Consider the following 22,812-nt stretch of genomic DNA (forward strand, 5'->3'; position numbering starts at 1 on the left):
GAAAAGTGCTACAGAGGCAGGCTATAGTTGTTTTATGTCAATCAAGCATCTAGGTAGTTATTGTTTCGATACCAGTTCAGCGTATCGGTCAGGGTTTCACTGACAGGGCGGAACTTGCAGTCCAGCTCCCTTGAACTCTTTTGATGGCTGAAGTGTGTGCGGCCTTGCTCTTGTTCCATGAGTTTGACCGTGGAAGTGCTGATCAACACCGGTTTCTTGGTAAGACGGTAATAACCTTCGTAGACCAGGGCGATGATGCGCAACATGAGCAAAGGCACTTTGCGTTCCGGTGCCTTGATTCCACTGACACTGGCGAGCGCCTGGAAAATACTTTTCATGTCCATGTGGTTGCCGGCGGCCAGATAACGTTCGCCGGAACGACCGCGGGTGATGGCTGCGATCTGATGCTCAGCCACGTCACGGGCGTCGACCACGGAAAAACTTCCAGGAAGAACACCAGGGAGTTTTTGTCCTACAAAATCGAGCAGGAACTGTCCCGAGGAGGTCGGGCCAATATCACCGGGACCAAACATCCAGCCCGGCAATACCATGGCGATGAACATGTCGGGGTGCTGCACTAGAAACGCTTGGACCTTCTGCTCGGACAATATCTTGCTCAAGTAGTAATCGTCCGCTTCCTGCTCACTGCGAGACATGGTTTCGTCGATGACTTGATCCCGGTTGCCCTTGAGCACGGCAATGGAAGAGGTGTGCACGGCACGACGGATGCCGGCGTCATAAGCGACTTGCAGCAGACGTTCGGTGCCGGTGACGTTGGTGTCGTAGAGTTTTTGCCAGTGCTTTCCGCCTTTGTAGCTGTCGCGGAAATAGGCGGCCGTATGGAACAGGGCGTCGCAACCTTGCAGGGCATGGCTGAAAGCGTCGACATCGAGCATGTCGCCTTCCACCAGTTCAACGGGCAGGTCGCCGAACTGCTTGCGCCCCTTTTCAAGGGAGCGAACCAGCGCTTTCACCTTGATTTTGCGCTGTAGCAGCGCATGGACGACGTTGTTCCCAAGCAGGCCCGTAGCGCCTGTAACGAAGGCATATTCCATTAAAATCCAGCTCCTTTGGGGTGACCCTGGCGATGCATCGGGATCGCTGTCGCTGACGCGATGCGCGAACCAGGCGTTGGGCTTCACCAACGGCGCAAGTAAAAACCATTCGGTATCTGAAAATCAAGCGGTATTTATGTGAAGCTTTTGTGGTCCACCGCAAAAGCGCCCGCGGGCCTGAGAAAAACCGGGCTTTACCCAGGGTTCCATCGGTGGCCGCACGTGATCGCGGGGCATTCTCCAATGGGCGTCGAGGCCAGGCGACGCTGTTCTAATGGCACAGTAAGTCGCTGCCGGCGACTCATCTTGCATTCGTCTTCGGCTGCCCCAATACATGGCGATTACATGGCACCTGCTTAAAAGTTTAGATGCGGGTGATTAATACGAGCGTGTATAAGATATGATGGCCGTCACGGGTTTTTTTGCCGGCAGGAGCCAATGCTTGCATTCAGTTACAAATAGATATTTTCGTTGGCTAAAGGAGCCGAGGGCGTGATTAAAAAGAGACTAGGTCGAGAGGAAAGCCAGCAAGTAACCAGAGACAGATTATTCGATACGGCCATTGATCTGATGATCAAGAAAGGTTTTCACGCGGCCAGCGTGAACACCATTTCCGAGGAGGCTGGTTATTCGAAAGGGGCATTTTTCTCCAACTTTTCAAGTAAGGCCGACCTGTTGTTGCAATTGGCGCAGCGGTTCAAGCGGGTGGAAATCGATCGGTTGGGCTCGACCCTGGCGGCCGGCTATTCGTCCGAGCAGTTGACGCAGGGCCTGAATGCCTACATCGACACCCTGAAAGATAACGCCAATTGCGCGATCCTCGACGTCGAGTTGCAATTGATTGCACTGCGCGATGCCGAGTTTTCACCGCTCTACAATGACCTGCATGAAGAAAACAGCATTGCCTTGGGCAAGCTGATTACCATCATCTTCAATCATGCGGGCAAGAAACCGCCGATGGAAAATGCCACGCTTGCAAAGACCTTCACTGCCTTGTCGGAAGGTTTGATATTGCAAGGGCATAAAGATCCGGCAGCGGAAATCAAGTTGGTGTTGAATTCGCTGATTCAAACAGCCGAACCGCTCTAGGCGCTCATTCGCCGAGTATCTTCCGGATCATCCGGATCAGGTTTTCACCGACCTGCTCGACACTTTTGTTCTGCGAGACAACTTGCGCGCCCTCCATCAGGTAGGTGAGCGCCATGGCCGTTTCATTCGGTTCAGCTAGACCGGCTTCTTCACACAGGGCGACCAGGCGCTGGAACTGGCGCTTCTTGTGCGCCTCGATGAGCTGGCGGGCAGGGTTTTGCGGGTCCGGGAGCTCCGCCAGCGAGTGGGTGAAGGGGCAGCCCCGGTAAGACGCCGTGGACAGATCCTGCGCGATGAATTCGGCGAAACCGAGGATCTGCCCCTTGGGATCGTCGGCGTGCCGCGCCGCCAACCCTTCGAAGACCTCGGCGTACTGGTCGACGAGCAAGCGAATCCACGCCAGCACCAGCGCGTCTTTCGACTCGAAATGCCGGTAGACCGTCATCTTGGTCGATTTGGCCTTGGCCGCGATGGCATCCACCGTTACCCGACTGATCCCTTCGGTGAAGAACAGAGCTTCGGCGGCATCCAGGATCCGTTCCCGGGGCGCTAGTTGTGGAACTCGTTCGGGGCGCATGGCGTTCTCCGCTTGACAGCGATACTGTTTGGTATCTAACTATACCGAACAGTATCGCTCGATACTGGTAAGTACAAATCATAGCGTCTTTACCAGGAAGAATGTGATGAAACCCTCTGAATATGCAGGATATGACGCCCTTGGCCTGGCCGATCTGATTGCCAACGGCCAAGTCACCCAGGCCGAGGTAAGAGAGGCGGCATTGGGCGCCATCGAACAGCTCAACCCCAGGATCAACGCGGTGGTCGAGGTGTGGAAGGATGAACCCCTGGCCACCGTAGGCCCGTTCAAGGGCGTGCCGTTCTTGGTAAAGGACTTGGGCCTGACCGCCCAGGGTCGCCTGAACGAGTTGGGCAGTCGCCTGGCCGCCGGATGCGTCGCCGCTGAAGACTCCAACCTGATGATTCGCCTGCGCCAGGCCGGCCTGGTGACCCTGGGCCGCACCAGCACGCCGGAGTTGGCGGCCAGCACCACCACCGAAGCCGCGTATTCGGGCCCAACCCGCAACCCTTGGGATTTGAGCCGCAGCGCCGGAGGCTCCAGTGGAGGTTCAGCTGCTGCCGTTGCCGCCGGCATGGTGCCCGCTGCCCATGCCACCGATGGCGGTGGCTCGATTCGCGTTCCGGCCGCCGCCACCGGGTTGTTCGGACTCAAGCCCAGCCGAGGCCGAATCTCCATGGGCCCGGCAGTGGACGAGGTATGGGCCGGGCTTGCCGTCCATGGTGTTGTCAGTCGAACCGTGCGCGACAGCGCCGCCTTGCTGGATGCCATGGAAGGGGCGGCCGTGGGGGATCCGTTCGAGATCGCTCGGCCAGCGCATTCCTGGCTTTCACAAACGACGCGCGAACCGGGGGCGCTGCGCATCGGCTTGTTGCTGCACCCACTCAACGGAACCCGTTGCGTCGAGCCGGTCGCCCAGGCCACGCGGGAGGTGGCGGTGCAACTGGAGGGCATGGGGCACCGTGTCGAGGAAGTCGATGTCGACATCGGCCTGGGTTGGGAAGGGTTCGTGGAACTGAACGCGCGCTTCTGGTCCGCCAATACCGCCGCCTGGGTCAACGCCCTCGCGGCGGCCACCGGGCGTCCGGTCGATGCCAGCACACTGGAGCCGGCCACGCTGGCGTTGCACCGGCTGGGCAGCCAACTCACCGCCCTGGATCTGATCGAGGCCATGCACTTGCGCAACCTCGTGACCCGTCGCATGGGGCACTTCTTTAGCCAGTACGACATCCTGCTGAACCCGACCCTACCAGCGCTGCCCCCGTTGATAGGTCGCTACAACGAAGGCCAGGCGCTGCTGGACGGGCGGGGCTGGATGGATCGAGTCTTCAGCCATTCGCCCTTTACCGCCTTGGCGAATGTGACCGGTTCGCCCTCAATGTCCATGCCGCTGGCGGTCGATCGGCACAGCGGCCTGCCGATCGGCTTGCAGTTTAGCGCGGGGTTCGGTCGTGAGGCCCCGTTGCTGCGCCTGGCAGCGCAGTTGGAACGAGCGTTGCCCTGGGCGGGTCGCACACCCGGGGCCTGGGTTGCCTCGTCAACTTCTGGGGTGCCCGCGTAGCTGTGCCGGGCTGACGCCCAGGCGCTGCCTGAAGAGCGTCGTCATGTGCGCCTGGGAATTGAAGCCGCAGGCGAGGGCGATCTCGGTCAGCCTGGCGCTTGTGTCGCTCATCAAGGTCCGGGCCTTGGCCAGGCGTCGGTCGATCAGGTAGCTGTGGGGGCTTTTTCCCGTCGCGAGCTTGAATGCCCGGATGAAATAGCCTTCGGACAACCCCAGCAGCGCTGCCATCGCCGGTACGCCGAGCGGGCCGGCGAGACCTGCGTCAATGAACTCGTCGAGCAGGCGCATGCGTCGGCCGGTGATCGAGCCGGGAGGGGGCGCCGGCAACCGTTCGTGGCCCGTCACCCGTTCAGCCAACCCCAACGCCCAGGATTCCCAGTCATCCTGCGCCGAAGCCTGCAACAGCGCGTTGCGCATGCGGTGGGCGAGGGCAATGGCCGGCGAGTCGATGCGATTGTTGAAGGCCCGCTCACCCTCCAGCGCAACGCCGTCGGTGCGCAGGATCCGCAGGTATTCACCGCCCTGGGGCGATTCGGAGAACACATCACACCCCACTGGGACGAAGGCCAGGCCGTTGGGCATGGCCTCGAACGGATGCACCCGGTCGCTGCCGATGGCGTGCAGGCCGCACTGGCTGTCGAAGGCGAAGCCGATCGAGGCTTGGGTTGCGACATAGCGGGTCGCGTAGGCGCAGCCCGGCAGCAATTCAATCGCCCAGGGGCCTGCCTCGATACGCCTGATCGGTTCGGGTTGGGGCGGCGGCAGGCGATTGCGGCGGTGCATGAGCGACATAGTAGTGAAGAAAAGGGCTGAAAGTCAGGTCAGTTTTCTGGAAGCCCGCCGGTGGCGCCCATGACTAGACTGGGCAAAACCTGGAGGTGACCCTATGCACAAACTGACGCTCGACGATATCGAACAAGCGGCGCGCAACATATACCCAACCATGCCGGCCACGGCCCAGTATGCTTGGCCCTTGCTGGCTGAACGGCTGGGTTGCACGGTGTGGGTCAAGCACGAGAACCACACGCCCACCGGGGCATTCAAGGTTCGCGGTGGTCTGACGTTCATGCACTGGCTCAGGCGCGAGCACCCCGAGGTGAAGGGCGTGGTCACGGCGACCCGTGGCAATCATGGTCAGAGCCTCGCATTGGCGGCAACAGCGTTGGGCTTGCGGGCGTTGATCGTCGTGCCACAGGGCAATTCGCTGGAGAAAAACCAAGCCATGCGCGGCTTTGGTGGCGAGGTGCTGGAGTTCGGTCGCGATTTCGATGAGGCCCGCGAGGAGGCGGCACGCTTGGCGCAGCGGCAGGGCTTGTTTCTGGTGCCACCGTTTCACGCCGAGCTGGTCAAGGGCGTGGCGACCTATGGGTGGGAGTTGTTCAAGGCGGTGCCGGACCTGGACACGGTCTACGTGCCGATCGGCTGCGGGTCGGGGATCTGCGCCGTCATCGCCGCCCGTGATGCCTTGGGCTTGAACACCGAAGTGGTCGGTGTGGTGTCCACTGAGGCTGCGGCGGCGAAGCGGTCGTTCGAGACCGGGACCCTGTGCGAGACCCCTTCGGCGAACACCTTCGCCGACGGCCTCGCCGTGCGCAAGCCCATACCCGAGGCGTTCGCCCTCTATGGGGCCGCGGCGGCACGGATCGTGGCGGTCGACGATCGTGAAATTGCCGAGGCCATGCGGGTCTACTACACCGATACACACAACCTCGCCGAAGGTGCCGGCGCCGCGGCGTTGGCGGCGCTCATGCAGGAGCGTGACGCGATGGTGGGGAAACGTGTGGGGGTGATCCTGTCGGGCGGCAACGTTGACCGGCCAGTGTATGCGAGGGTTCTGGGGGAGCAGGCTCAAAGTTAACGGTGAACATCTTCGCGTATGCGCTCTGTCAGTGCCAATGAAGTCGACTGACCCACCGCCTTCGCGGGCAAGCCCGCTCCCACAGCGTTATTGGGTGGGCACAAGATGTGTGTCGGCCACAGATCCCCTGTGTGGGAGCGGGCTTGCTCGCGAATGCAGTGAATCAGTTGATGAAGAGGTTGGCTGACCCACCGCCTTCGCGGGCAAGCCCGCTCCCACAGCGTTATTGGGTGGGCACAAGATGTGTGTCGACCACGGATTCCCTGTGTGGGAGCGGGCTTGCTCGCGAAAAGGCTTTCAGCCTGGCTTCAAGCGCCATCCCCGGAACATTTCTGAACTTTCCCCTGGCCGATATTTCCATTGCTTAAGCACCACGATGCAGCCGCCTGGCGCATGCCAGCAGGCTTCGAACGATCGCCAGAGCCGAGAGTGAATGTGACCTCCAAACCCTCCAGAACCCCATTGCGGCGAGCCGTGACCGGACCTTTGTTGTTTCTCTTCATCCTTGGCGATGTGCTGGGTGCCGGTGTCTACGCGCTGGCCGGGACCATCGCTGGACAGGTGGGGGGAGCGATCTGGGTGCCTTTATTGGTGGCGCTGTTCTTCGCCATGCTTACTGCCGGCTCGTATGCGGAGCTGGTTACGAAGTACCCGCAGGCCGGCGCGGCGTCGGTGTTCGCCGAAAAGGCGTTCCGCTCGCCGTTTCTTTCCTTTCTGGTCGGCTTTTGCATGCTGGCCGCGGCGGTGACCAGTGCAGCCGGCCTTTCGTTGGCGTTCGCGGGCGATTACCTGGCGACCTTCACTCACGTCCCGCCCCACATCGCTGCCCTGGTGTTCCTGGTGATGATCGCCTTGTTGAATGCCCGGGGAATCAAGGAGTCCCTGGGGGCAAACCTGGTCATGACCCTCATCGAGCTGTCGGGCCTGATACTGGTCATCGTCGCCGCGGCCTGGTTTTTCCGTTCCGGCGATGCCCATCTGCACAGTGCGCTGCAATTCAAACCGGGCGTCAGCCCATGGCTGGCGGTGTTGAGCGCGGCATTACTGGCGTTCTATTCGTTCGTCGGATTCGAAACCTCGGCCAATCTCGCCGAAGAAATACGCGACGTGCGTAAGGTCTATCCGCGCGCTTTGTTTGCCGCGTTGCTCACCGCCGGCGTGGTTTACATGGCCGTGGGCGTCGCGGCTGCCTCGGTGCTGCCCATGGAAGAATTGGTCGCTACTTCGGCGCCTTTGCTGGAAGTCGTCCGCGCCTCGGGGTTGAGCGTTTCGCCGCGGGTCTTTGCCTTCATCGCCCTGGTCGCCGTGGCCAATGGCGCGCTGCTGACCATGATCATGGCCAGCCGACTGGCCTATGGGATGGCCTGCCAGGGCTTACTGCCGGGGGGCTTGGCGCGAGTCCTGCGCAAAAGGCGCACACCGTGGGTCGCGATCATCGCCACCACCCTGGTCTCCATCGCGTTGACGCTGACAGGCTCTCTCGCCACATTGGCCGAGACCGTCGTGCTCTTGCTGCTTTTTGTTTTCCTCAGCACCAACCTGGCGGTGTTGGTGCTGCGCCGCGATCCGGTGGCGCAAGCGCATTTTCGGGTGCCCACTTGGGTGCCCCTCCTTGCGATCGTCTCGTGCCTGGTCTTGCTCAGCCAGCAAAGCCTGGAAACCTGGTTGCGCGGCGGCGCCCTGGTCGGTGTGGGAGGTCTGCTGTATCTGTGCACGCGAATGGCAATGCCTGTGGCCGTAAAACCCGGCTAGGTGTTTGGTTGCAAACCGACGCCGGTGATCGACGGCGCTCCAGAAAGCCAGGCCTTTGCCGATTCAGGGAGGGCTGACTAGAGTCTTTGCACCGGCAGGGACGTACCGTCAACGCAACGGAATATCGATCATGACCGAACACTCCCCCCGTCAAACCTTCAAGTCCCTTGGCTGTGCCGAGTGCCGCGACCATGAGGCGCTCGGGTTCGATTTCACCATGGCGTTCCAGCCGATCTTCAATCTGCGAACCGGCGCTGCGTTTGCCTATGAAGCACTGGTCAGAGGGATCAACGGTGAATCGGCGAGCGACATCCTGGGGCAGGTGAATGACGGCAACCGCTACCGGTTCGACCAGGCATGTCGCGTAAAGGCGATCGAAGAGGCTACCCGGTTGGGCCTTCTGGACCTCCCTCGATGCCTGCTGAGCATCAACTTCCTGCCCAACGCCGTTTACCGGGCCGAGACCTGCATCCGGGCTACGCTGGAGGCGGCGCGCCTGGCCAATTTTCCATTGGATCGGTTGATGTTCGAAGTCACCGAGGGCGAGAAAGTCGACGACCCTGACCACCTCAAGTCGATCTTCACCGAATACGAGCGCCAGGGGTTCACCACCGCGATCGATGATTTCGGCTCCGGCTATTCGGGTCTCAACCTGTTGGCGATGTTCCAGCCGCAGGTGCTGAAGATCGATATGGCGCTGACCCGTGGTATCGACCAGGATTCGGTGAAACAGGCCATTGTCGAAGGGATTCTCCTGGTGGCCAGGCGCCTGGGGATCCTGGTCATTGCCGAAGGGGTCGAGACCCCAGGGGAAAGCGCTGCGCTGGTGGGGCTGGGCATCGAGCTGATGCAAGGCTACCTGTACGCGCGGCCGGAAATAGGGCGCCTGCCCACCTGCCGTTTCGATGTGACGTAGGTCAGGCTGCTTCGGCGGCCATGGCCGCCTGGACGCAGGGGCGTGCTTCGATACGCTCCATGAACGCCATCAGCGCCGGCCAGTTGCTGATCTCGATGCCGAGCCGTGGCAACCATTTGAGTACGCTGAACAGATAGCTGTCGGCCAAGCCGAAGCGGCCCATCAGGTACGCCTGTTGTTCGAGAGCCCGGTTCAGGTAGTCGAAACGCCTGGACAGTTTTTCCCGGAAGATGACCTTGGCCGAGGCGGCCATGCCGGCGTTGAACAGTGGCGCGCAACCGCTGTGGATCTCGGTGGCAATGAAATTCAGCCACTCCTGCAAGCGCACCCGTTCCCAGGTGCCATTGGCCGGCGCAAGGGAGTTGCCCGGGACTTGGTCGGCCAGGTACTGGACGATGGCCGGTCCTTCGGTCAACACGTTGCCGTCATCCAGCGCCAGGGCCGCGACATAGCCCTTGGGATTGATGCTCAGGAAGTCCAGCCCGTCGGCGGTGCGCTTGGTCTGGTTGTCGACCCGGACCAACTCGAATGGCAGGCCCAGTTCCCGCAGGACGATGTGCGGGGACAATGAACAGGTCATGGGGGCAAAGTACAGTTTCATGGTGTTCCTAAGGGACGGTGGAGGTTCGCTGGGGCGATTGCCTTGGCGTGCGTCCCTAGAATCCCTGGCAACGGCAACATGTTCAAAGGACATTTGCGGTGCTAGCGTATGACAAAACCTCATGAGCATCGTGTCGCCCCATGATCAGCAGAATTCCCTCCCTCAATGGCCTGAAGGCGTTCGAATCGGCCGCCAGGCACATGAGCTTTACCAAGGCTGCCGAAGAGCTGAATGTGACACAGACCGCCGTCAGCCATCAGATCCGGCGGCTCGAAGAGGAGTTGGGCGTGCGTTTGTTCCTGCGGCTCAAGGACGGGCTGGCCCTGAGCCGTGAGGGCCAGGCTTACTTTCCCGGCATTCGTTCGGCGTTCCACGAGCTGCGCCATTGCACCGAGGCCCTGCTGGAGACGCGCAATCACAGCGTGCTGACGATCAGCACCCTGGTTTCATTTGCTTCCAAGTGGCTGTTGCCGCGATTGGCGTCGTTCCAGCAGGCGTTTCCCGGCATCGATGTGCGTATCACTGCGTCCACCGAGTTGGTGGACTTTCGCAACACGGGCATTGATGCTGCTATCCGCTACGGGGCCGGTGACTGGCAGGGACTGCGGGCCGACTGGCTGATGTGCGACGAGATCTTCCCGGTGTGCAGCCCGCGGTTGCTGGAGGGCTCCGGCGCCTTGCGCAACCCGGGCGATCTGGCCAGCCATACCTTGTTGCAGGTCAGTGGGCAGACCCAGGGCGACTGGAACGCCTGGCTGGAGGCCGCCGGCCAGCCGGCGTGGCTTGCCGAGGGCTCACGCCTGACATTCGACCTGGCGATGATGGCGGTGCAAGCTGCGGTGGATGGCTTGGGGGTGTGCATCGGGCGCTCGACGTACGTCGAGGACGACCTCAAGGCCGGGCGCTTGGTAGTGCCCTTTGACCTGAAGTTGAAATCCGATTTCGGTTTCTATCTCGTGAGCCCCCATGAAACGGCCGGGACCCAAACGGTGCAGGCGTTCAGGACCTGGCTGCTGGAGCAGGTCAGAGGCCCCGACAGACCTGCATTCAGTGATTTGGGCGGGTGACACGGCCAGTGTTTTTCTGACGTCAAAACATAATTGTGTTGCGGTGTATAAAGCCCCTGATCCGCGAGTCGATAGCCCTTTTGAAGTCCAATAAAATTTTCGGGTTCGCAGAGGGTATGCCATGTTTAACACAGCACTGAAAAGTGAACTGTCGGCCAGGACGGCCGAACTGGCAACATACAAGGGATTAGTCGGCGCGCTTGAACGGTCGATGGCCGTGATCGAGTTCAGTCCCGATGGCAAAGTCCTTCGTGCGAACGAGAATTTCCTGAAGACGATGGGCTACCGTGCCGACCAACTGGCAGGGCTCTCGCACCGCGATTTCTGTACCCCGGCGCTGGCCGGTAGTGCCGAGTACCGCGAATTCTGGAACCAGCTGCGCTCTGGTCAGTTTGTTTCCGGTACGTTCCAACGTCGCGGTGGGCAGGGCCAGAACATCTGGCTGGAAGCCAGCTACAACCCGGTCGTCGACGAACAGGGCCGCGTCGTCAAAGTGGTCAAGTACGCACTCGATGTCACGGCCAAGGTCGCGAGCGAGGCGGAAACCCGTGGCCGGCTGGCCGCGCTCGACCGAGCCATGGCGGTGATCGAGTTCGACCTGGGCGGCAATATCCTGACCGCCAACGACAACTTTTTGCACGTCATGAATTACTCACTGGGCGAGCTGAAAGGTAAGCACCATCGGATGTTCTGCGACTCGGACCTGGTCAACAGCGCCGAATACAGTGATTTCTGGCGACGCCTGAACGCCGGTGAATTCTTCAGCGGCCAGTTCAAACGCCTGGGCAAGCACGGCAAGGTGGTCTGGCTGGAAGCCAGCTACAACCCGGTCTATGACGCCGAAGGCAAGTTGAGCAAGATCGTCAAGTTCGCCAGCAATATCAGCGAGCGGGTGGAGAAGTTCGAAGAGGACTCGCGCGGCGCCTCCCGTGCCTATCACATCTCTGCCGAGACCGAGCGCGTCGCGGAGCAGGGGGCTCAGGTCATCCACCAGACAGCCAAGGAAATGCGCGAGATCGCCGACAACATCGGCGCTTCCGCGCGTCTGGTCGGTCAATTGGGCGCGCGTTCGGAAGAAATCACGGCAATCGTCAACACCATCCGTGGCATTGCCGACCAGACCAACCTGCTGGCCCTCAATGCCGCCATCGAGGCTGCACGGGCCGGTGACCAGGGTCGGGGGTTCGCGGTGGTGGCCGACGAAGTCCGGCAACTGGCCGGGCGTACCAGCCGCTCGACGTCGGAGATCGCCGAGATGATCGGCAAGATACTGTCCGAAACCCGTGACGCGGTGACCAGCATGAACGAGACCCACGAGGGGGCCTTGCGCGGGGTTACGCTGGCGGACCAGGCCGGCTCGGTCATCGTCCAGATCCGGGCCGGCACCACCGATGCGCTTGAGGCGGTGAGCATGTTCGCCTCCAAGCTCGACGAGTCCGAGGTCATTCCCAAGACGGCCATCGGCTGGGTGGGTTGAGCCACACAGGCCACTAGCCCATCTGTGCTATTCAGAATGAACCCCCGAGCCTGGATACTTTGGCGCTTGTGACCATCCAGGATCTCGGGAGAGTACATGAACGGAATCGTTCGTTTTTGCAGTGTGATCAGTGCCACGCTGCTGTGTGTTTCAGTGGCCCATGCCGGTAGCCAGGCCTGCACGATGGAAGGTGAGATGACGGTCATGGGCCAGCATATCGAGGCCAAGGACTGCGTGCAGGCCAGTGATGAGCAGCCGGTGGCCAAGTTCCGTTCAAGCTGTGAAGCCTATGCCAACATGCCGGTCGCCCTGGGTGGAGAGGCGGGCCGGATTACCTATTCGCAAACCTGCCCGCCAAACCCCCAGGCCACCTGCCTGAACGTCAACGGACAGGGGGTGGATTTCTATTACTACAAGCGCACGGCTGACCTGCTGGAGAGCACCCGCAAGGGGTGCACCGTGAGTGGCGGTACCTGGAAGGAGTGAGCGAGGCCGGCTATTGGAGCGCCCTCGGTTGAGGCGATGCCCGGCGTTCGGACAGGCCATTGGATGTCTCTGTTCGATACGATCCATGCACCCTGGTGTTTCGGCGCGCAGTCGGGAGTGTTGGTGGTTGCAGGCTTGGCTGTTCCAGCCACCTTTCAGGGGCGCTCACAGCTTAGGAGGGGAGGGTAGGACGCGGCTATAGTACAAGTGTTCTATGGCATGGCGCGCTGGCAGGGAGGATAAATCCCACCGTCGGTCTACCGGTGTCGGGTTCAACTCTGTGAGTTGACTGGCCATCCGCCGTTGACGGGGAAACTGGAGAATTGTGCCGCTGCCGCCGCACGGGTAGGCACGCCCAGGGATTTGAGCAGGCTGGAGACATGGATGCGTACAGTGAAGGGCGAGATGCCCAGGTCTCGGGCGATTTCCTTGTTGGTCTTGCCGGCCGCGATCAAGCCAAGCACTTCCCGCTGGCGTGCGGTCAGTTGGGCCAGTGCATCGTCCAGCACCGAGTTTTCAGCCTGGTATTTCACCACCACTTCGCCTTCGCGGATGGCCATGATGGCGTCGGCGATGCCGGCGGGGTCGATGTTCTTGCCGATGAAACCGTCAGCCCCCAGCGACATGACCTGGGTAATGACATCCACGTCATCCACCATTGAAACCACAATGATCGAGGTGCGCTTGAATTCACTGCGCAATTGGCCGATGACTTGCAGCGACGTGATACCGGGAAAGCGCAGGTCGAGTATCAGGGTGTCCACTTCCAGCCCGGCGCGCGCCAGGGCCAATACTTCGTCCAGATTGCCGGCCTGTTCGATGGTGGCCGTCGGTATCAATCGTTGGACGGTCCGCAGCATGCCCTCGCGAAACAAAGGATGGTCATCGGCCACAATTACTCTGCACGTCATGCTCCAGATCCTCCTGACCTTCAAGTCAGCGCATCGTAACCTAAACGGCCCCCTTGGGTTTCAAGTTTGAAACAACCTTTCATGTTGGGAAAATCCTGTGACCATGACAGAAAAGAATAGCGAGCTGGACCAGGCCACTTTGAGGTTGACGGTCAGCACCTGCGCTTCGCTCTACATCATCGTGGTGGCGTGCCTGCCTTCCAGTGACTTTGCCACGTATATCCCGATCATGTGGTACATGGCCTTTTTCATCAGCGTCGCAGTCCCGTTGCGCATGGCCATAAAGCGTTGGCCGGGGCATTTTTTCCTGCGTCGGCTCTTTGCCATGGCACACGACTACTCGGGTATCTCGTTTGCCATGATCGTCGGGGGCGAAGGCGCGCTGCCGGTGTATGCGGCATTACTCTGGGTCACCCTGGGCAATGGCATGCGCTTCGGTTCGCGTTATCTGGCGGCCGCCACACTGATTGCCCTCGGGATGCTGGTCATGATCTTCCTGCTCACGCCGTTCTGGCGGGGCCAGCCCTACATGTTCCTGATGCTGATCGTCACCACCGTCGTCGTGCCGGCCTATGCGCACATCCTGTTGACCCGGACCCGCATTGCCTCGGAAGAAGCGATTGCCGCGAACCAGGAAAAGTCGCGCTTCCTGGCCCAGGCCAGCCATGACCTGCGCCAGCCGATCCACTCCATCGGGCTGTTCACCGCATGCCTGCGCGACGCCCGGCTGGGCCAGGAAGAACTGCGGCTGGTCGATAACATCGACCGCTCATTGCACATCGTGTCGCAACTGTTTCGCTCGATCCTGGACATCTACACCCTCGACAACGGGCAACTGGAGCCGCAATCGGAGCCCGTGCATCTGGGCGCGCTGCTGCAGGACGTGGTCAAGCAGAACACCGAGGCGGCGCGCTGGGCCGGTGTCGAGTTGCGCCTGCGGCCCTGCCACCAGTGGGTCAACGTCAATGCCGGCCTGTTGGCGACCATGGTGCAGAACCTGATTTCCAATACGCTGAAGTACGCCCCCGGCAAACCGGTGCTGATTGGCGTGCGGCCCAGGGGCAATGGCCTGGCCATCGTCATCTACGACAAGGGGCGCGGCATTGCCGCCGAACATCTGCCCGAAGTGTTCAAGGAGTTCTACCGGGTGCGTCACGTCCGCGACAAGGACGTCGAGGGGCTGGGTCTGGGGTTGTCGATCGTCAAGCGCATCAGCCATCTGATCAACCTGCAGATCCGGCTCGATTCCAGGGTCGGCAGGGGAACCTGCGCCGCCATCGAAGGCCTGGAAAAGGTCGCGCCCCGGGCGGCGCTGGCGCGTACGCCGCCCACGCAGAGCCGTTTGCAGGGCTTGCGAGTGTGCCTGGTGGAGGATGACGCCAACGTGCTGATGGCGACCTCGGCGCTGCTGGAAAAGTGGGGTTGCGAAGTCGAGACCCACAGCGACGGGGTGGACGTGACCAGCGACTGCGACATCATCATTGCCGACTTCGACCTCGGGACGAAGGTCTCGGGTTCCGAGTGCATCGCGGCGATCCGCGAGCAACGTGGCTGGGAGGTCCCGGCGATGATCATGACCGGCCACGACATCGAACGGATCCGCCATGCGTTGCACCACATGAACATCTCGATCCTGGCCAAGCCCGTGCGCCCCCCGGAGCTGCGGGCGACCTTGATGGAGCTGACCAAGCATTTCGCCAGCCTCAGGGTATGACGCCGTGGACCGGCACGGCCCCATCACCCTTGCACTGTGTGAAAGAGTGGATTGCAGCGTGTGCGTATTCCTGTACCGGCGCTTTGGGCAGAAGATGACGCCACTGACCTGCACGCCTGGCCACAGGTGTGGCGGAGTATCCCTGACCGAGGCGCCATGGCGCGGCTTACGCTGCGGGCGCGAGGAGCTGATGATGGACGAAGCCACGACCGTACAACCCTCGCCCTGGCACGAAGGAGAGCTGACTTTGCAGCGCTCGGTGGGCGCGGTGGACATGATGGCCGGTGTTGGCCAGCGTCAGTTGGCGCGGACCTGGATGCCGGATCAGCATCGTGAGTTCTACGCCCAGTTGCCATTCGTGGTGCTCGGAGCGGTGGATCGCCAGGGCGATGTCTGGGCGACCCTGCGTGCGGGGCGGCCCGGTTTCATGAACTCGCCCGATCCGCAAACCCTGCACATCAATGTCCAACCGCAAGCCGATGACCCGGCCCAGGAAGGCCTGGGCGAAGGGGACGCCATCGGCATGCTGGGCATCGAATTGCACACCCGGCGGCGTAACCGCATGAATGGGGTCGTGCGGCGCCAGCTTGAGCAGGGGCTCGAAATTTCGGTGCGCCAGGCCTATGGCAACTGCCCGCGTTACATCAACCTGCGCGAGTATGCCTTTGTCGAGGAGCAGGCCGGCGCACCCCGCGAGTTGACCGTGGCAGACCCCCTGGTGCGGCGCCTGGTGACGACCGCCGATTCGTTCTACATCGCCTCCTACGTGGTGCGCGATGGCGAGCGGCAGGTCGATGCCTCCCACCGCGGCGGCAAACCGGGGTTCGTGCGCATGGATGAGGACGGGACACTGACGGTGCCTGACTTTTCCGGAAACCTGTTCTTCAATACCTTGGGCAATATCCTGCTCAACCCTCGGGCCGGGCTGGTGTTCGTCGATGTCCAGACCGGCGACCTGCTGCAGATGAGCGGCACGGCGCAGGTGGTGCTGGACGATCCCGAGATCGCCGCGTTCCAGGGAGCCGAGCGCTTGTTGCGCTTCACGCCCCAGCGCATCGTCCACCGGCCGGCCGCACTCCCATTGCGCTGGAAAGACAAGGCCGAAGGGGAATCGCCCAATTCGCGGATGACCGGCAGTTGGGAGCATGCCACCGAGCGTTTGCAGGCCGAGGCCCTGCGGACCCACTGGCGTTCGCTGCAGGTCACGCGGGTGGTGGAGGAGAGCCCCGGCATTCGCTCGTTCTACCTGCAAGCGAGCGACGGGGTCGGTATGCCGCGGTTCGAAGCCGGGCAACATCTGCCGGTGCGGGTCTCGTTGCCTGGGCACAAAGCCCCGTCAATTCGAACCTACAGCGTGTCCAGTGCACCGTCGGATGATTTTCTGCGCATCAGCGTCAAGCGCGATGGCTCGGTGTCGTCCCACCTGCATGATCAGGTCCTGCCACTGCACACGATCGAGGCGCGCGCGCCCCAGGGGCATTTCACTGTGCAACCGACCGAACGGCGCCCCCTGGTGTTGCTGGCGGCCGGCGTTGGCATCACGCCGCTGTTGTCGATGTTGCGCGAAGTGGTTTACCAAGGGCTGCGCATCAACCGCCTGCGCCCGGTCTGGTTGGTGCAAAGCGCGCGGACGGTGGCTGAACTGGCGTTTCGTGATGAGATCGATGCACTGGTGGCGCGTGCCGGCGACAACGTGCAAGTGCTGCGCATGGTCAGCCAGCCGCCTGTGGAGGCGGGCGCGAACGAAGCTTACGACCTGCCGGGCCGGATCGATATCGAGCTGCTCAAGAAGTGGCTGCCCTTGAATGACTACGATTACTACCTGTGCGGGCCAGGCAGCTTTACCCAGGCGCTGTACGATGGCCTGCGCGGCCTGCGCATTCCGGACGATCGCATCCATGCCGAAACCTTCGGCCCGTCCACCCTGGTGCGGGACGTCGAGGTCCTTGTCCCGGCGGCGCAGCAAGTGCCGGCGGCGACCGAGCCGGTGAAGATCCTGTTCGCCGGTTCGGCCAAGGAAGGGCGTTGGGAACCGGGCAGCGGGACCTTGCTCGAACTGGCCGAGGCGCGAGGGCTGGAGCCGGAATTCAGTTGCCGTGGCGGTTCCTGTGGCACCTGCAAGACTCGCCTGAGCCAGGGCCAGGTGCACTACCTGACCCCGCCGGCCGAACCGGTTGGCGAAGGCGAAGTGCTGATCTGTTGCGCGGTGCCGGCCCAAGGGAGTGAACCCCTGGTGCTGGAGATCTGAACCGGCGTCCGCTCAGCTAGAGCCCGCGTCGCACTTTGCCGGGGGCTTGGCCATGGAGCTCCTTGAATTTCTTGCTGAACGCGGCCTGGGATTGGTAGCCGACCTGTAACGCGATGTCACTCAACCCCAGGTTTGACTGGTGCAGGAGATTGAACGCCTGCTCCATGCGCATGTGCGTCAGCAGCACCCAGGGCGAGACGCCGGCGACTCTGACGAACGCGCGCATGAAGTTCGCCCGGGACATGTTAGCGATCTGCGCCAGGCTTTCGATGGTCCACGGGTGCGCGAGATCATCCAGCATCGCCTGCCAGGCCCGGCCCAGGCGCTTGTCGCCCAGCAAGGCCAGCGAGCCGCTGTCCTGCCCCTGGCTGGCCAGGTGCGCCCGCAGGATCAGGGTGAACAGTGCCTGGGACAGGGCATCGAGCAGAAACCCCGCGCCGACCTGGTTGCCGTCCGCTTCCCCTCGCATCACTTCGACCAGCGCCGGCAGCGGTCCGTTGGCGGGCAGTGCGCCACTGGGAATCACCAGGTAGTCGGGCAAGGCGGCGAACAGCAGCGAGGCGCGGTTGAAGGAGAAGCCGCCGCAAAGCATGTCCAGTTCCACGCTGGCACCGCCGATGCGATGAATCGGCAAGGTGCCGCCCATCACTTGAGTGGGCGTGACTGGCGCCACGGTTTTCCCGGGGCTGTGCATGACGTGCCGGGCACCGCGCGGCAGCAGCAGGATATCGCCGGCGCGCATGGGCAAGCGCTGCCCATCCGGAAACTCCACCCGACATTCACCGGCCAGCACGATGTGATAGGGCGCCTTGCCCAACGCTTGCTGCGCGTGATCCAGGGCCCAGTCACCGTCGAACTGGCAGCGCAGGTCCAGGCTGCCGCGCACGTTGGCCAGGCTGATGAGTTTATCGATGGCATGCATTTGAGATTTTCGCGAAAAACGCTGAGAGCATTGGACAAACCCGACCGGCGCAGGGATGGAAAACTGAAGGCGTTGAAACAGTACACCCAACCCACTCAGGAGTTAATGCCATGTTCCATAACTGGTCCGAATTATTGCCCACCCTTCAAAAAGCCTTCGGCGCGCTGGGCCGCAGCAACCCGAAAATGGTCAAGGCCTACATGGCCTTGGGGGAGGCCGCCAGTGAAAACAACGTACTCGATGCCAAGACCCGCGAACTGATCGCCATCGCGGTCGCCGTCACCACCCGTTGCGACGGATGCATCGCCGCCCACACGGACGCCGCAATCAAGGCCGGCGCAAGCCGCGAAGAGGTCAGCGCAGCCCTGGCCACGGCGATCTCGTTGAACGCCGGCGCTGCGTACATCTATTCGCTGCGCACGCTGGAAGCCTACGACACGCTCAAAGCCCCGGCGTGATCACTGGCCCCACCTTCACCGTGGCGAAGGCCACGCAGTCCAGCGAGCGCCGGCGCCCTCGCCACGGTGAAACGATCAAGAAACCTTTGCCGGAACGGCGGACCTAATGCGAATACCAGGATCAGCGTCGGGTTTTCACTGATGGAGCATTCAAGCATCTACACGATCGGTCATTCCACCCGGACCTTCGACCAGTTCGTGGACATCGTCAAAGGGTTTGCAATCGAGACCGTGGTCGACGTCAGGACGGTTCCACGCTCACGCACCAACCCGCAATACAACCTGGATACTTTTCCCCAACGGCTGACCGAAGTGGGTCTGCGTCACGAGCAGATCGAGCAGTTGGGTGGCTTGCGCAAGAAGTCCAGGACCGTTGCCGATGAGGTCAATGGGTTCTGGGACAATCGCAGCTTCCACAACTATGCCGATTACGCGCTCTCGGACGAGTTCGAGCGCGGGCTGGTTCGCCTCCTGGACCTGAGCCAGCACCAACGCTGCGTCATCATGTGCGCGGAGGCTGTCTGGTGGCGCTGCCATCGGCGGATCATCGCGGATTATCTGCTGCTGCGCGGAGTTGAAGTCATCCATATCCTGGACAAGGACAAGGCAAACAAAGCCGTCTTGAACCCAGCCGCGAAGGTCTGCGGCACGACACTGCATTACCCTGCGGTGACAACTTCGGGCGCCTGAGAGCGGTCGCTATCGGCGCCGGGCCTGCCGCGCTTCCGTGCGCACCACCAGCCAGAGGCCCAGGGCGGACACAGCCAGGCCAGACACTATTTGCCAGGAAAGCGGCTCGCCGAACATGGCCCAGGCCCACAGCAGGGTGATGGGTGGGCTGAGGTAAAGCACGCTGGCGACCCGAGTGGCGGTCGCGCGGCGCAGGCACAGCCAATACAACCCATAGCCGCCCAGGGTGGACAACCCGGCGGTCCACAGCACGCTCATGGCAAACCCTGCGCTGGGAATCGGGGCCAGGCTGCCCTGGGCGCCCGCAAGGCCGGCGAAGGCCACGCCTGAGACGCAACATTGCAGCCACAGGTTAGGCAGCAGGCCCAGTGAATCGGACGCGGGAAGGCGCTTCTGCCACAGGGTGGCGACGGCCAGCGACAACATGCCCAGCAGCGGCAGGCTATAGGCCCACCACGGCGCGTTGCCCCACGCCAGCGCGCCGTGGGTGACCACGGACACGCCCAGCAACCCGATGACCAGGCCTGCCCAGACTGGCCAGGCCAGTCGTTGCCCCAACACGCCGGCCGCCAGCAGGGCCATGCCGATGGGCAACAGATCGGCCACCAGGGCGGCCAGGCCTGCGGGTACACCCAGGGCAATGCCTTGGACGATACCGGCCAGGTAGCCGGCCATGGCCAGGAGGCCGATGCCGGCATTTTTCAGAAGCACGCCGGGGGAGGCGCGCCGCAACTGACTGATGACGAACGGAAACAGAATGACAGTGACCACCACGCAGCGCCAGAACACCACCAGCAACGCCGGTGCGTAGTCGAGGGAGAACCGTGCGCCGATGAAGCCGGAACTCCAGGTCAGCAGCAACGCCGCCTCCAGTAGGGGCAACGGAATGACCTGGCACCAGTCGGGCCGTGAGAGAGAAGGGCAGGTCATCGATTTTGGCAAGTTCATGGCCCCAGGCTACGAAACCGGCGTAATCTAATAAATCAAAATATCGTGCATCAGTTGTTCAAAAGGGTTGAACCATGACAGCCACACTCGATATCGACCTGGTCCGCACGTTCCATGCGGTGGCGCGGATAGGCAAGTTCAACGCAGCGGCGCAACTGCTTCACAAGAGCCCGGCAGCGGTGAGCGTGCACATCCAACGGCTGGAGGCGGTTGCCGGTGGCCGTTTATTCAATCGTGACAATCAGGCCGTTTCCCTGACGACGCTGGGCAAGCGGCTGCTGCTGGCGACGACGGAGCTGCTGCGCACCCATGACCGAGTGCTGGCCGACCTGCAGGGGACGCGACTGGCGGGCCGCATTACCCTGGGGGTGCCGGACGAATACGCCGACCATGTGATTCGCGACATCCTCCCGACCTTCGCCTCGGCCTGGCCCAATGTAGTGCTGGAGCTCAAGACCGCGCCCAGCTATGCACTGCGCGACCTGGTGCAGCGCGACAAGCTTCAAGCCGCGGTCGTGACCCAGCCGAAGGGCGAGCCGGATGCCCAGGCGCAGGTGCTGGTGTCCACCACGCCGGTCTGGGTGGGTCCGGCCCAGACGGCGATCGCCTCGATGGAGCCGTTGCCGCTGGCCGTGCATGCGGCGCAATGCCCTTATCGCCAGGCGATGATCGAGTCCCTCAGGCAACGCGGCCGCAAGACGTGCATCGTCCTCGAAAGCCCCTCCAACCAGGCCGTCAAGGCGTGTGTGGAAGCGGGCCTGGCGATCAGCCTGATAGACCGCGCGCGGGTGACGCCGAGCATGCGAATCCTCGACGATCTGCCTGCCATTGCCGACCATGAGGTGGTGTTCGTCAGGTCTCAGGCCTCATACGCCGACGAAGCGGTTGACCTGCTCGGCCGGGCCCTGCAGCAGCATTTCCGGCTGTGAACCCGGCGCGGTGGTTCAAAACGGCCCCAGCTTGAGCGGGTACTGGATGACGACATACAGCCTGTCGATGTCATCCCCAGCCTGGGCGCTGTTGGCGCGGTGGGTGACATGGGACAGTTGCAGTGATAGGTCTTTCGCCGGGCCTGATTGCACGGTGTAGTGCAGGTCTAGGTCGCGCTCCCAGTGGCGTCCGCCATCGCCTTGTTGTGGACGGTAGGTGCCGCTGTCCGCATCGAACGGATTGTAGGCACCGCCTTGCGGCGCGTGGCTGCCGTCTATCCCGCTTCCGGTTACATAACGGGCCATGAAGCTCAGGCCGGGAATGCCTAGGGCGCCGAGATCGAGGTCGTACCGTGCTTGCCAGGAGCGTTCCCCCGGGCCGTTGAAGTCGGCGTACTTGATCGAGTTGGCCAGGTAGATCGAATCGCCGCCGACGAAATCGAAGGGCGTGTCGCCATTGATCTTCTGATAGGCCAGGGTGAAGGCCTGGGCGTTGAGTCGATACCGACCGGACAGGCTATAGGCCGTGGTGTCGATCTCGCCGGCGGCAGCCCGGCCTTCATCGCGGGTGTGGTACAGGTTGCCGTCGACAAACAGCGCGCCGAAGGTGGTGTGCAGGTTGGCGTAGTACTGGCGCCAGGTATCGCTCAGCTCGGACGCATAGAGGGCGCCGCCCAGGGGCTGTCCGGCCAGCAGGTCGGCGCCGATGAAGTCGATGGTGCTGTGACGGGTCGTGGCGCCGTAACCGGAAAAGTCGCCCCTGCCGGTGGAAGCGTCCTGGTTCTTGAATGCGCTGAAATGGCCCGCTTGCAGGTCGATGCCGTCGAGCTCGTGGCTGGTGAGTAGCGTGCCTGTGGCGTATTCCGGTTGCAGGCGTTTGTCTGCGGTGTCGAATACCGGGGTTTCCACGGTCATTTCACCCACTGCCAGGGTGGTGCGTGAGGTTTTGAACTTCAGCGCGCCGCCGGCGCTGGAATACTGGTCCTCGCTACGGCCGTCATCATCCAGCGGCAGCAATCCCGTGCCGGAGTGCCCCTTGCCGCCGTCCAGCTTCAGACCCAGGAAACCGTGGGCATCGAGGCCCACGCCGACCGTGCCGGCGGTGAAACCGGACTCGAAAGACGTGATGAATCCCTGGGCCCATTCCGCCTTGTAGCTTTTGCCTGAGGGGCTGGCGGCGCGATAGTCGTTATTGAGGTAGAAGTTGCGGCTGAGCACGTCCAGCTTGGCGCCGTCGAGAACGCCAGTCGATTCTTGCCCCGACCCCGCCGCCATCACCGGCGCAGCCCCGCCGGCCAACCAGGCCAGGAGCCAGACCGGCTTGAGCCCGGTGATATTTTTTGATGCAAGCAACATGGGTGATGCCCCGCGTGAAAAATGACTTGCCTCGGCTTGGCTGATTCCGGTGGGAAAGCCGGGCCGAACGGCGGGAGTCATTCTTCGTGGCGAGGCGGGGAGGGGCGAGTTAAACGTTGTTAATTAGGAGACGGTTGAGGATTGAGTCGAGGTTGGCCGTGCCGACGCCTTCGCGAGCAAGCTCGCTCCCACAGGAT

21 protein-coding genes are annotated in these 22,812 nt (G+C 62.2%); 13 read left to right on the forward strand and 8 right to left on the reverse strand.

The features are described 5' to 3' along the window. Window positions 1–41 precede the first annotated feature (41 nt). Entirely contained in the window at window positions 42–1,055 is a 1,014-nt protein-coding gene (locus tag V3H56_RS11530) for an SDR family oxidoreductase (protein WP_338474645.1), read from the reverse strand. Between the two features lie 492 nt (window positions 1,056–1,547). On the opposite strand from V3H56_RS11530, the gene V3H56_RS11535 reads away from it, so the two are divergent. Next, window positions 1,548–2,144 carry a TetR/AcrR family transcriptional regulator gene (locus V3H56_RS11535; RefSeq protein ID WP_047735477.1) on the forward strand — a complete coding sequence of 199 codons (597 nt, stop codon included), beginning with the start codon at window positions 1,548–1,550 and terminating at the stop codon, window positions 2,142–2,144. Between the two features lie 4 nt (window positions 2,145–2,148). Here the strand turns inward: V3H56_RS11535 and V3H56_RS11540 are convergent, their stop codons facing one another. Then, complete coding sequence (locus V3H56_RS11540; RefSeq protein WP_123578057.1) at window positions 2,149–2,721, reverse strand: TetR/AcrR family transcriptional regulator; 573 nt, start codon at window positions 2,719–2,721, stop codon at window positions 2,149–2,151. Window positions 2,722–2,827: 106 nt separating this feature from the next. Here V3H56_RS11540 and V3H56_RS11545 point away from each other — a divergent pair, with 106 nt between their 5' ends. Further along, complete coding sequence (locus V3H56_RS11545; RefSeq protein WP_338474646.1) at window positions 2,828–4,282, forward strand: amidase; 1,455 nt, start codon at window positions 2,828–2,830, stop codon at window positions 4,280–4,282. On the opposite strand, the gene V3H56_RS11550 is transcribed toward V3H56_RS11545, so the two are convergent. Next, window positions 4,259–5,074 (reverse strand): AraC family transcriptional regulator, encoded by an 816-nt coding sequence (locus tag V3H56_RS11550; RefSeq protein ID WP_338474647.1) that lies wholly within the window; start codon window positions 5,072–5,074, stop codon window positions 4,259–4,261. The genes V3H56_RS11545 and V3H56_RS11550 overlap by 24 nt on opposite strands. Before the next feature lie 94 nt (window positions 5,075–5,168). Here V3H56_RS11550 and V3H56_RS11555 point away from each other — a divergent pair, with 94 nt between their 5' ends. The 3 genes from V3H56_RS11555 to V3H56_RS11565 all read left to right on the forward strand — a co-directional run bounded on the left by V3H56_RS11555 (window position 5,169) and on the right by V3H56_RS11565 (window position 8,808). Next, window positions 5,169–6,140, forward strand: a complete 972-nt coding sequence (locus V3H56_RS11555) for a threonine dehydratase (RefSeq protein ID WP_338474648.1) — start codon at window positions 5,169–5,171, stop codon at window positions 6,138–6,140. A 435-nt stretch (window positions 6,141–6,575) separates the two neighbouring features. Further along, window positions 6,576–7,892 carry an APC family permease gene (locus tag V3H56_RS11560; RefSeq protein WP_042730699.1) on the forward strand — a complete coding sequence of 439 codons (1,317 nt, stop codon included), beginning with the start codon at window positions 6,576–6,578 and terminating at the stop codon, window positions 7,890–7,892. A 130-nt stretch (window positions 7,893–8,022) separates the two neighbouring features. Next, window positions 8,023–8,808 (forward strand): EAL domain-containing protein, encoded by a 786-nt coding sequence (locus V3H56_RS11565; protein ID WP_042730688.1) that lies wholly within the window; start codon window positions 8,023–8,025, stop codon window positions 8,806–8,808. A 1-nt stretch (window position 8,809) separates the two neighbouring features. On the opposite strand, the gene gstA is transcribed toward V3H56_RS11565, so the two are convergent. Next, a complete protein-coding gene (gstA, locus tag V3H56_RS11570) occupies window positions 8,810–9,409 on the reverse strand; it encodes a glutathione transferase GstA (protein ID WP_042730689.1) in 600 nt (199 codons plus the stop codon). 140 nt (window positions 9,410–9,549) lie between these two features. On the opposite strand from gstA, the gene V3H56_RS11575 reads away from it, so the two are divergent. The 3 genes from V3H56_RS11575 to V3H56_RS11585 all read left to right on the forward strand — a co-directional run bounded on the left by V3H56_RS11575 (window position 9,550) and on the right by V3H56_RS11585 (window position 12,439). Continuing rightward, entirely contained in the window at window positions 9,550–10,476 is a 927-nt protein-coding gene (locus V3H56_RS11575) for a transcriptional regulator GcvA (RefSeq protein WP_338474649.1), read from the forward strand. A gap of 121 nt (window positions 10,477–10,597) precedes the next feature. Next, window positions 10,598–11,953, forward strand: a complete 1,356-nt coding sequence (locus V3H56_RS11580; protein ID WP_053144990.1) for a PAS domain-containing methyl-accepting chemotaxis protein — start codon at window positions 10,598–10,600, stop codon at window positions 11,951–11,953. 96 nt (window positions 11,954–12,049) lie between these two features. Then, entirely contained in the window at window positions 12,050–12,439 is a 390-nt protein-coding gene (locus V3H56_RS11585; RefSeq protein ID WP_338474650.1) for a hypothetical protein, read from the forward strand. 272 nt (window positions 12,440–12,711) lie between these two features. Here V3H56_RS11585 and V3H56_RS11590 read toward each other — a convergent pair whose 3' ends face one another. Beyond that, a complete protein-coding gene (locus V3H56_RS11590; protein WP_338474651.1) occupies window positions 12,712–13,350 on the reverse strand; it encodes a response regulator transcription factor in 639 nt (212 codons plus the stop codon). A gap of 103 nt (window positions 13,351–13,453) precedes the next feature. Between V3H56_RS11590 and V3H56_RS11595 the strand changes: the two genes are divergently transcribed. Then, complete coding sequence (locus V3H56_RS11595) at window positions 13,454–15,064, forward strand: hybrid sensor histidine kinase/response regulator (RefSeq protein WP_338474652.1); 1,611 nt, start codon at window positions 13,454–13,456, stop codon at window positions 15,062–15,064. Window positions 15,065–15,257: 193 nt separating this feature from the next. Then, window positions 15,258–17,312: a pyridoxamine 5'-phosphate oxidase family protein gene (locus V3H56_RS11600; protein ID WP_338474653.1), complete on the forward strand. Its 2,055-nt coding sequence runs from the start codon at window positions 15,258–15,260 to the stop codon at window positions 17,310–17,312. A gap of 16 nt (window positions 17,313–17,328) precedes the next feature. Here the strand turns inward: V3H56_RS11600 and V3H56_RS11605 are convergent, their stop codons facing one another. Next, window positions 17,329–18,234, reverse strand: a complete 906-nt coding sequence (locus tag V3H56_RS11605; protein ID WP_338474654.1) for an AraC family transcriptional regulator — start codon at window positions 18,232–18,234, stop codon at window positions 17,329–17,331. A 110-nt stretch (window positions 18,235–18,344) separates the two neighbouring features. Here V3H56_RS11605 and V3H56_RS11610 point away from each other — a divergent pair, with 110 nt between their 5' ends. Both V3H56_RS11610 and V3H56_RS11615 read left to right on the forward strand, forming a co-directional pair. After that, on the forward strand, window positions 18,345–18,692 hold the full coding sequence (locus V3H56_RS11610; RefSeq protein WP_053144978.1) for a carboxymuconolactone decarboxylase family protein: 348 nt from the start codon (window positions 18,345–18,347) through the stop codon (window positions 18,690–18,692). A gap of 141 nt (window positions 18,693–18,833) precedes the next feature. Next, on the forward strand, window positions 18,834–19,382 hold the full coding sequence (locus V3H56_RS11615) for a DUF488 domain-containing protein (protein WP_123578067.1): 549 nt from the start codon (window positions 18,834–18,836) through the stop codon (window positions 19,380–19,382). Between the two features lie 9 nt (window positions 19,383–19,391). On the opposite strand, the gene V3H56_RS11620 is transcribed toward V3H56_RS11615, so the two are convergent. After that, a complete protein-coding gene (locus V3H56_RS11620) occupies window positions 19,392–20,330 on the reverse strand; it encodes a DMT family transporter (protein ID WP_338474655.1) in 939 nt (312 codons plus the stop codon). Between the two features lie 74 nt (window positions 20,331–20,404). Between V3H56_RS11620 and V3H56_RS11625 the strand changes: the two genes are divergently transcribed. Continuing rightward, a complete protein-coding gene (locus V3H56_RS11625) occupies window positions 20,405–21,259 on the forward strand; it encodes a LysR family transcriptional regulator (protein WP_338474656.1) in 855 nt (284 codons plus the stop codon). A 15-nt stretch (window positions 21,260–21,274) separates the two neighbouring features. On the opposite strand, the gene V3H56_RS11630 is transcribed toward V3H56_RS11625, so the two are convergent. Next, window positions 21,275–22,615: an OprD family porin gene (locus V3H56_RS11630; RefSeq protein ID WP_338474657.1), complete on the reverse strand. Its 1,341-nt coding sequence runs from the start codon at window positions 22,613–22,615 to the stop codon at window positions 21,275–21,277. Between the last annotated feature and the right edge of the window lie 197 nt (window positions 22,616–22,812).

This window comes from Pseudomonas sp. MS646 (assembly GCF_036693845.1).
Classification (GTDB): Bacteria; Pseudomonadota; Gammaproteobacteria; order Pseudomonadales; family Pseudomonadaceae; genus Aquipseudomonas; species Aquipseudomonas chlororaphis_E.

Bases quoted from the DNA above. Each gene is read 5' to 3' on its own strand.
- V3H56_RS11545 (WP_338474646.1), top strand. From the start codon at position 2,828: ATGAAACCCTCTGAATATGCAGGATATGACGCCCTTGGCCTGGCCGAT.
- V3H56_RS11625 (WP_338474656.1), top strand. From the start codon at position 20,405: ATGACAGCCACACTCGATATCGACCTGGTCCGCACGTTCCATGCGGTG.
- V3H56_RS11580 (WP_053144990.1), top strand. From the start codon at position 10,598: ATGTTTAACACAGCACTGAAAAGTGAACTGTCGGCCAGGACGGCCGAA.
- V3H56_RS11590 (WP_338474651.1), bottom strand. From the start codon at position 13,350: ATGACGTGCAGAGTAATTGTGGCCGATGACCATCCTTTGTTTCGCGAG.
- V3H56_RS11630 (WP_338474657.1), bottom strand. From the start codon at position 22,615: ATGTTGCTTGCATCAAAAAATATCACCGGGCTCAAGCCGGTCTGGCTC.
- V3H56_RS11605 (WP_338474654.1), bottom strand. From the start codon at position 18,234: ATGCATGCCATCGATAAACTCATCAGCCTGGCCAACGTGCGCGGCAGC.
- V3H56_RS11555 (WP_338474648.1), top strand. From the start codon at position 5,169: ATGCACAAACTGACGCTCGACGATATCGAACAAGCGGCGCGCAACATA.
- V3H56_RS11610 (WP_053144978.1), top strand. From the start codon at position 18,345: ATGTTCCATAACTGGTCCGAATTATTGCCCACCCTTCAAAAAGCCTTC.
- V3H56_RS11615 (WP_123578067.1), top strand. From the start codon at position 18,834: ATGGAGCATTCAAGCATCTACACGATCGGTCATTCCACCCGGACCTTC.
- V3H56_RS11550 (WP_338474647.1), bottom strand. From the start codon at position 5,074: ATGTCGCTCATGCACCGCCGCAATCGCCTGCCGCCGCCCCAACCCGAA.
- V3H56_RS11575 (WP_338474649.1), top strand. From the start codon at position 9,550: ATGATCAGCAGAATTCCCTCCCTCAATGGCCTGAAGGCGTTCGAATCG.
- V3H56_RS11565 (WP_042730688.1), top strand. From the start codon at position 8,023: ATGACCGAACACTCCCCCCGTCAAACCTTCAAGTCCCTTGGCTGTGCC.
- V3H56_RS11585 (WP_338474650.1), top strand. From the start codon at position 12,050: ATGAACGGAATCGTTCGTTTTTGCAGTGTGATCAGTGCCACGCTGCTG.
- V3H56_RS11530 (WP_338474645.1), bottom strand. From the start codon at position 1,055: ATGGAATATGCCTTCGTTACAGGCGCTACGGGCCTGCTTGGGAACAAC.
- V3H56_RS11540 (WP_123578057.1), bottom strand. From the start codon at position 2,721: ATGCGCCCCGAACGAGTTCCACAACTAGCGCCCCGGGAACGGATCCTG.
- V3H56_RS11595 (WP_338474652.1), top strand. From the start codon at position 13,454: ATGACAGAAAAGAATAGCGAGCTGGACCAGGCCACTTTGAGGTTGACG.
- V3H56_RS11600 (WP_338474653.1), top strand. From the start codon at position 15,258: ATGGACGAAGCCACGACCGTACAACCCTCGCCCTGGCACGAAGGAGAG.
- V3H56_RS11620 (WP_338474655.1), bottom strand. From the start codon at position 20,330: ATGAACTTGCCAAAATCGATGACCTGCCCTTCTCTCTCACGGCCCGAC.
- gstA (WP_042730689.1), bottom strand. From the start codon at position 9,409: ATGAAACTGTACTTTGCCCCCATGACCTGTTCATTGTCCCCGCACATC.